Below are 6,808 nucleotides of genomic sequence, written 5' to 3'. Positions count from 1 at the left end.
TAATAGGCCTCGATCGATTTGGGCAGGCCGGCGTGCACGACGAAGCGCACATCGGGTTTGTTGATGCCCATGCCAAAGGCGATGGTGGCACACATCACCATGTCTTCGCTCTTCACGAAATCCGCCTGGTGCCGGCTGCGGATGCCGGCTTCCAACCCGGCATGATAGGGCCGGGCGTGGATGCCGGCTTCCACCAGCCAGTCGCAAATCTTTTCGGTGGCGGCACGGGTGGGGGCATAGATGATGCCGGCGCGCCCGGCCTGGCCCGCCATGAAGGCCAGCAGCTGGCGGTGGAGATTATCCCGCCCCACCACGTCATAACGGATGTTGGGCCGATCAAAGCCTGAAAGCGTGATGCGGTCGCTGCCAATGCCAAGCTGCAGCGCGATATCGGCGCGCGTCTCGCGATCGGCAGTGGCGGTCAGCGCGATGCGCGGCACGCCGGGCAGGGAATCGCAGAACGGCTTCAGCCGGCGATACTCGGGGCGGAAATCATGGCCCCATTGGGAAACGCAGTGCGCTTCGTCGATGGCGATCAGGGCGATTTCCGTGCGCTGCACCATCTGGCCAAAACCATCGGACAGCGCGCGTTCGGGCGAAACATAGAGCAGATCAAGCTGGCCATCGACAAAGTCGCGCCACACCTGGCCGCCATCGGCCGATTGGCTGTTCAACGTGCCGGCACGCACGCCCTGGGTGTGCAGCGCCTGCACCTGATCTTCCATCAGCGCGATCAACGGCGATATCACCAGTGCCGTGCCCGGCCGCACCAGCGCCGGCACCTGATAGCACAGCGATTTGCCCGCCCCGGTCGGCATGATCGCCAGGCAGTCGCGGCCAGCAATCACGTCGCTGATGATCTGTTCCTGGGGACCGCGGAATTCGGCGTGGCCGAACACACGGTGCAGGATTTCATGGGGGGTCATGGCGCCGTGGATAGCGAAGGCGTTTCGCGCCTGCTATGCTTTTTCCATGAGGCGCGTGGCGATTTCCCAAGCCGGCCAATATGCTGGGCTGGCAGCCCTGCTGCTGGCGGCAATCTGGATCTTGTGGACCGAATTGCGCCCGCCGGCCATCGCCGCCAATCAGCCCCGGCACAGCATCGCCATCACCGCCGCGCCGCTGCCCGGTGCCGGCAGCGTGATCGGGCCGTTCCGGCTGGTGTCGGCGACGGCGCTGACCAGCCCGGAATCGGCGTTCGGCGGCCTTTCGGGCCTCGCCGCGCTGCCGGATGGCCGGTTGCTGGCCGTCACCGATGCTGGCGACTGGCTGCTCTTCCGTCCCGGCGCACCATCGGGCGAAATGGGCAGCATCACCATGCCCGGCGACGGCAAAAGCGACCGCGATGCCGAAGCGATTGCCTTCACCCCCGATGGCCAGACGTTGGTGAGCCTGGAACAGCAGCACCGCATCCTGGCCTTTGCCGGCCATGGCCCGCCGCTCACGCCCGCCGGCGCGCCGCTCTACCGGACCGACACGATGGCCTGGCCGCCCAACGGCGGCGGCGAATCACTGGCTGTGCTGGGCGATGGCAGCCTGATCTGGATTGCCGAAAATGCTGCCGCCGCCGATGGCGCGCTCACCGCGCTGCTGGTGGCACCTGCCGGCCTCACCCGCAGGATCAGGATTGAAGCGGTGGCCGGCTTCGCGCCCACCGATGCGGCGCTTCTGGACGAAACCCACCTGCTGGTGCTCCACCGCCGCTTCACCGGCGCCGAAACCGCCGCTGCGATCAGCATCGTCGATCTGGCGCCGGTGCTGGCCGGCGGCAGCGCCGCGCCGGGCCGGCTGCTGGCGCGTTGGGGGCGCGGCAGTGGTGGGGGGGATAAATGGCCGGTGGACAATATGGAAGGCCTCGCGCTGGTGCGCCGCAAGACCGCGCCGTCGATCCTCTATCTGGTGTCCGACGATAATTTCTCGGCGGCGCAGCGCACGTTGCTGCTGCAACTGGAGATCATTGCGCCGCTGCGGTGACGCTGCCGGGGTGCCACATCGACCAGAAGTTCGGGGCGTTACCATGCTGCCATTCATTGCGCACGGCAAAGCCATGCGCCTGATAGAGGCCGACATTGGATGGCGTGGCGGTTTCGAGATAGCAGGGCTGGCCCCCGGCGCGGGCGAGGCCGGCACGCAGCAGGGCGCCGCCCACGCCCTGGCCTTGCCCTGCGGGCGCGACGCCGATGAACTGCAGATACCAGTGCGGGCGGCGATCGTGCTGATGGTCCATCGTGCCCATCAGGCCCAGGGTGCGCGGCAGGGCGGTGGTGAAGGTGGCGGCAAGGCGCGGCAGGTTGGCGATCAGGCTGGTGGCGGGCAGCGCCCATGCCCCCGGCGGCCGCCACAGCGCGGCGCCAATGATGTGGCCGTCGCCAGCCAGCGCCACCTGCGCCAATGGCAGCCGGGCATCGGCCCGGGTGATCAGGCCAAAGAATCGCTCCAACTGGCTGGCGCGCCGGGCGGTATCGGGGAAAATCCAGGCCAGCGCCGGATCATCGATGAAGGCGGCGGCCAGCACGGCGATGATGGCCGGGCGGTCTGCCAGGGTGGCGGGGCGAATCACGGGGACAGGGCGCATGGCCGCCAGCATAAGTGATGCCGCCACAAACAAAAGCGGCCGGGCTTGATGCCCGGCCGCCTTGGCGAATCACAAGAGCAGCGCGGCCTCAGGCGGCGGCGGTCAACTTCTTGTTGATTTCCTTCTTCAGCTTGACGCAGCGGTCAGAAAGAAGCTCGTCCTTGGTCTTGACCAGCCAGTTATCAAGGCCGCCGACATGTTCGACCGAACGCAGACCGTTCATCGACACGCGCAGACGCACGCCCTTGCCCAGCGCATCAGAGATCAGCGTCACGTTCTGCAGGTTGGGCAGAAAGGTGCGCTTGGTCTTGTTGTTGGCGTGGGACACGTTGTGGCCAACCTGGCGGCCCTTGGCGGTCAATTCGCAAACGCGCGACATCGTTCAATCCTGTCATCAAGAATTTCGCAAATGCCAGCCCGTACGGACCAGCAACAGACCGGCGCGCATAGCGGAGGGGCGGTGCGGCGTCAACTGTTGCGCGGCCTTTCCACTCGGCAGCCCGGCCATTTCAGCGCCTTGGCCGGCCGCATGGCGGTGCTGTTCTGGCCCAACATCGCCGAATCGCTGCCTCACCCGGCAGCGCTGCGCGGCAGCATATCAGCAAAAAACCCCATCGGCTGGTGCAGTTGGGCACTTCCCCCGGGCGAAACGCCCGTCTACACCAAAGGCCAAGCCAAAGCGTGAGGCCCGATGCCCTGGTTCGCTATTCACTGTATCGACAAGCCGGAATCGGCTGATCTGCGCGCGGAAACGCGGGCGGCGCACTTGGCGCATGTGAACGACTACAAGGATCAGATCCTTGTCGCCGGACCGCTGCTGCGCCCCGATGGCCGGGCCATGGGCAGCCTGCTGATCATGGAATTCGATGACCGCGATGCGGCGATCGCCTTTGCCAATGCCGATCCCTATCATCTGGCCGGGCTGTTCGAGAGCCGGTCGGTGACCAATTGGCACAAGGTGCTTCCCTAGAAGCTCAGCCCCTGCCGCTTCGCCGCACTCGACAGCTCGGCGCGGATGTTCACCCCCGGCTTGGCCAGCCACTCCTGCATCGAATCGGACAGTGGCTCCAGCGTCGCTGAACGAATCATCGCCTTGATCGGCCCAATGCCGGCCGGCGTGATGGAGAGGCGCTCCACGCCGAGCGCGATCAGCGCCAGTGCTTCCAGCGGGCGGCCGCCCATTTCGCCGCACACGGTTACGGGCACATCATGCTCGGCGGCGGCGCACACCACGCGGCGGATGACGCGCAGGATGGCGGGGGACAGCCAGTCATAGCGGTCGGCCAGACGGGGATTGGCGCGATCAGCGGCGAACAGGAACTGCGTGAGATCGTTGGTGCCGATCGAAACGAAATCGGTCATCGGCAGCAGCAGGTCGAGCTGCTCGATCAGGGCCGGCACCTCGATCATGGCGCCATAAAGGATCTCGGTGGGCACGGCGTGGCCGGTGCGGGCCAGCCGTTCGCGCTGCTGTTCCACCAGCGCACGGGCTTCGGCAAATTCCCAGGGTTCGGACACCATCGGGAACATCACATTGAGCGTGCGGCCGGCAGCGGCCTCCAGCAGGGCGCGGGCCTGCACCTTCATCAGGCCGGAACGGCCGAGCGCGAGGCGCAGCGCGCGCCAGCCCATCGCGGGGTTTTCGTCCTCCTCGTCGCCGTCGATATAGGGCACCGCCTTGTCACCGCCGATATCGACGGTGCGGAACACCACCGGCTTGTCACCCGCGGCTTCCAGCACGCCGCGATACAGGCTCTGCTGGCGTTCGCGGCGGGGCAGGGTGGCCGAAACCAGGAACTGGAACTCGGTGCGGAACAACCCGATGCCATCGGCGCCGGCCAGCGGGATGGCGGCGGCATCATCAAGCAGGCCGGCGTTCATATAGAGCGCGATGTGGCGGCCATCCTTCGAAATGGCCGGCAGATCGCGCACCTTGGCCCATTGTTCGGCCTGGCGCGCCTTCAGCGCCCGCATCGCCTGATAGGATTTGATCGTCGCCGCCGTCGGCCGGATCAGCAGCGCATTGTTGCCGGCATCGACGATCAGCTCGTCGCCGTCGTTGACGTGGGCAAACAGTTGATCGACCCGGCCAAGCACGGGCACGCCCATGGCGCGGGCCACGATGATCACGTGCGCGGTCAGGCTGCCTTCTTCCAGCACCACGCCTTTCAGGTGGCGCTTGTCATATTCGAGCAGTTCGGCGGGCCCAAGATTGCGGGCGATGAGGATGGCATCGCCGGTGATGCCGATCTGTGCCGCCGTGCCCAACTGGCCCGACAAGATGCGCAGCAGCCGGTTGGCCAGATCATCGAGATCGGTGAGCCGTTCCTTGAGGTAGGGATCGTCGATGGAGCGCATGCGCAGCCGGTTGCGTGACTGCACGCGCTCCACGGCGGCTTCGGCGGTCAGGCCGGTTTCGATCGCCTCGTTGATGCGCCGCGCCCAGCCTTCATCATAGGCAAACATCTTGTAGGTTTCGAGAATTTCGTGGTGATCGGTGCCGGCGACGAATTCGGATCGGCCCATCATGTCGTCGATCTGGGTGCGCATGCGGGCAAAGGCATCGACCAGCCGCACGCGTTCGGCATCGACATCGTCGGCCACCGTGTGTTCCACCACCACGCGCGGCTGGTGAAACACCGCCACGCCGCGGGCGAGGCCATCAACCAGCTTCAGGCCGTTGAGCCGCGTCGGCCCGCTGTTGGCGGCGCGCATGCGGGCGGCTTGGGCATCATCTACCAGCCCGGCGCCGTGGATCAGTTCGGAAAGCACCATGCCCACGGTTTGCAGCGCTTCGATTTCCACCTCGGCATAATTGCGCGGTTCGCGGTGCTGCACGGCCAGCACGCCGATGGCGGCTTCGCGGCGCAGGATCGGCACGCCGCAGAAACTGTGGAAATCATCTTCGCCGGTTTCCGGGCGATAGGCGAAATCGGAATGGGCCTTGGCTTCGGCCAATGCCAGCGGTTCGCGGCGGGCGGCGATATTGCCCACCAGGCCCTGGCCCATCGACAGCCGGGTGACGTGCACGGCCGATTGCGCCAGGCCTTGCGTGGCAAACAGTTCCAGCACGCCATCGCGCAGCAGGTAGATGGAGGCGACCTCGCTGCCCAGTTCGGCCGCCACCAGCTTCACCACCTGGTTCAGCTTCACCTGCGCCGCCGCCTTGCCAGCCATCACATCGTGAAGGCGGCGCAGTATCTCGCGGGCGGCGTTGACCTGGGCCATCAGGCAGCGGCCTCTCTGACGGTCCGGCGGGACAGGGCGGCTTCGGCGTCGGTGGTGAGTTCCGCGATGATCTCGGCCACCGGCTGCACGCTGGTGACCATACCCACAGATTGGCCGGCCATCAGGCTGCCGCCTTCGACATCGCCATCCACCACGGCGCGGCGCAGGGCGCCGGCCCAATAATGTTCGATGGCCAGTTGCCCGGCGGCCAGATCCATCTCGCCGCGATCAACGGCGGCGGCGACTTCGCGCTGGCGCTCGTTGAAGGCTTCGCTGCCGGCGTTCTTCAGGGCGCGCACCGGGATCACCGGCAGGCGCGGATCGATCTGCACGCTGGACAGCGCGTCGCGGGCCGAGGCGCGGACAAACGCGGCCTTGAACTTCTCATGCGCCACGCTTTCGGCTGCAGCGGCAAAGCGCGTGCCCAACTGCACCCCCGAAGCGCCCATTTCCAGATAGGCGGCAATCGCATTGCCGCGCCCGATGCCGCCCGCGACAAACACCGGCACATCGGTGATGACCGGCAGGATTTCCTGAGCGAGGACGGTGAGCGACACCGGGCCAATGTGGCCGCCGGCTTCCGAACCTTCGATGATGATCGCATCAACACCCGACCGCACCAGCTTCTTGGCCAGTGCGGCGGTGGGCGCAAAGCACATCAGCTTGGCACCAAAGCCCTTGATCTTGGCAATCGCCGCGCCCGAAGGCAGGCCGCCGGCGAGCACGACATGGCTCACGCCCTGCCGGCCGCAGATATCGATCAGTTCATCCAGCTGCGGATGCAGGGTGATCAGGTTCACCCCGAACGGTTTGCTGGTGAGCGCCCGCGTCGCAATGATCTCGGCTTCAAGAATGGCCGGCGGCATCGCTCCGCACGCCAGCACGCCGAAACCGCCGGCGTTGGAGATGGCGGAAACCAGGTGACGTTCCGAAACCCACGTCATCGCGCCGGCCATGATGGCGTGGCGGGTGCCAAGGAATTCGCGGCCCTTGGCCGATGCAGCG

The 6,808-nt window shown here is 66.4% G+C and carries 8 protein-coding genes; 3 read left to right on the top strand and 5 right to left on the bottom strand.

Annotated features, from left to right (window positions below):
* Positions 1 to 926, bottom strand: a 926-nt coding sequence (locus tag RT662_RS12680) for a RecQ family ATP-dependent DNA helicase (RefSeq protein WP_313671069.1), incomplete at its 3' end; no start/stop codon positions are given.
* Positions 927 to 981: 55 nt separating this feature from the next.
* Here RT662_RS12680 and RT662_RS12675 point away from each other — a divergent pair.
* Complete coding sequence (locus RT662_RS12675; protein ID WP_313671068.1) at positions 982 to 1,974, top strand: esterase-like activity of phytase family protein; 993 nt, start codon at positions 982 to 984, stop codon at positions 1,972 to 1,974.
* On the opposite strand, the gene RT662_RS12670 is transcribed toward RT662_RS12675, so the two are convergent.
* Positions 1,955 to 2,575 (bottom strand): GNAT family N-acetyltransferase, encoded by a 621-nt coding sequence (locus RT662_RS12670; protein WP_313671067.1) that lies wholly within the window; start codon positions 2,573 to 2,575, stop codon positions 1,955 to 1,957. The two genes, RT662_RS12675 and RT662_RS12670, sit on opposite strands and share 20 nt — an antisense overlap.
* Before the next feature lie 88 nt (positions 2,576 to 2,663).
* Positions 2,664 to 2,954, bottom strand: a complete 291-nt coding sequence (rpmB, locus tag RT662_RS12665; protein ID WP_022680422.1) for a 50S ribosomal protein L28 — start codon at positions 2,952 to 2,954, stop codon at positions 2,664 to 2,666.
* A gap of 150 nt (positions 2,955 to 3,104) precedes the next feature.
* On the opposite strand from rpmB, the gene RT662_RS12660 reads away from it, so the two are divergent.
* Positions 3,105 to 3,260, top strand: coding sequence for a hypothetical protein (locus RT662_RS12660; RefSeq protein ID WP_313671066.1), 156 nt, complete (start codon positions 3,105 to 3,107; stop codon positions 3,258 to 3,260).
* A gap of 6 nt (positions 3,261 to 3,266) precedes the next feature.
* Positions 3,267 to 3,545, top strand: coding sequence for a YciI family protein (locus RT662_RS12655; protein WP_313671065.1), 279 nt, complete (start codon positions 3,267 to 3,269; stop codon positions 3,543 to 3,545).
* On the opposite strand, the gene ptsP is transcribed toward RT662_RS12655, so the two are convergent.
* Positions 3,542 to 5,803 carry a phosphoenolpyruvate--protein phosphotransferase gene (gene ptsP, locus RT662_RS12650; protein ID WP_313671064.1) on the bottom strand — a complete coding sequence of 754 codons (2,262 nt, stop codon included), beginning with the start codon at positions 5,801 to 5,803 and terminating at the stop codon, positions 3,542 to 3,544. The two genes, RT662_RS12655 and ptsP, sit on opposite strands and share 4 nt — an antisense overlap.
* Positions 5,803 to 6,808 (bottom strand): nitronate monooxygenase (locus RT662_RS12645; RefSeq protein ID WP_313671063.1); only part of this gene is annotated, 1,006 nt, incomplete at its 5' end. The genes ptsP and RT662_RS12645, both read right to left, overlap by 1 nt.

The sequence above is a fragment of the Sandarakinorhabdus sp. genome, from assembly GCF_032115815.1.
GTDB lineage: Bacteria > Pseudomonadota > Alphaproteobacteria > Sphingomonadales > Sphingomonadaceae > Sandarakinorhabdus.
Note: the sequence above shows the minus strand (reverse complement) of the source record. Positions and strands in the feature narration are given on the sequence as shown.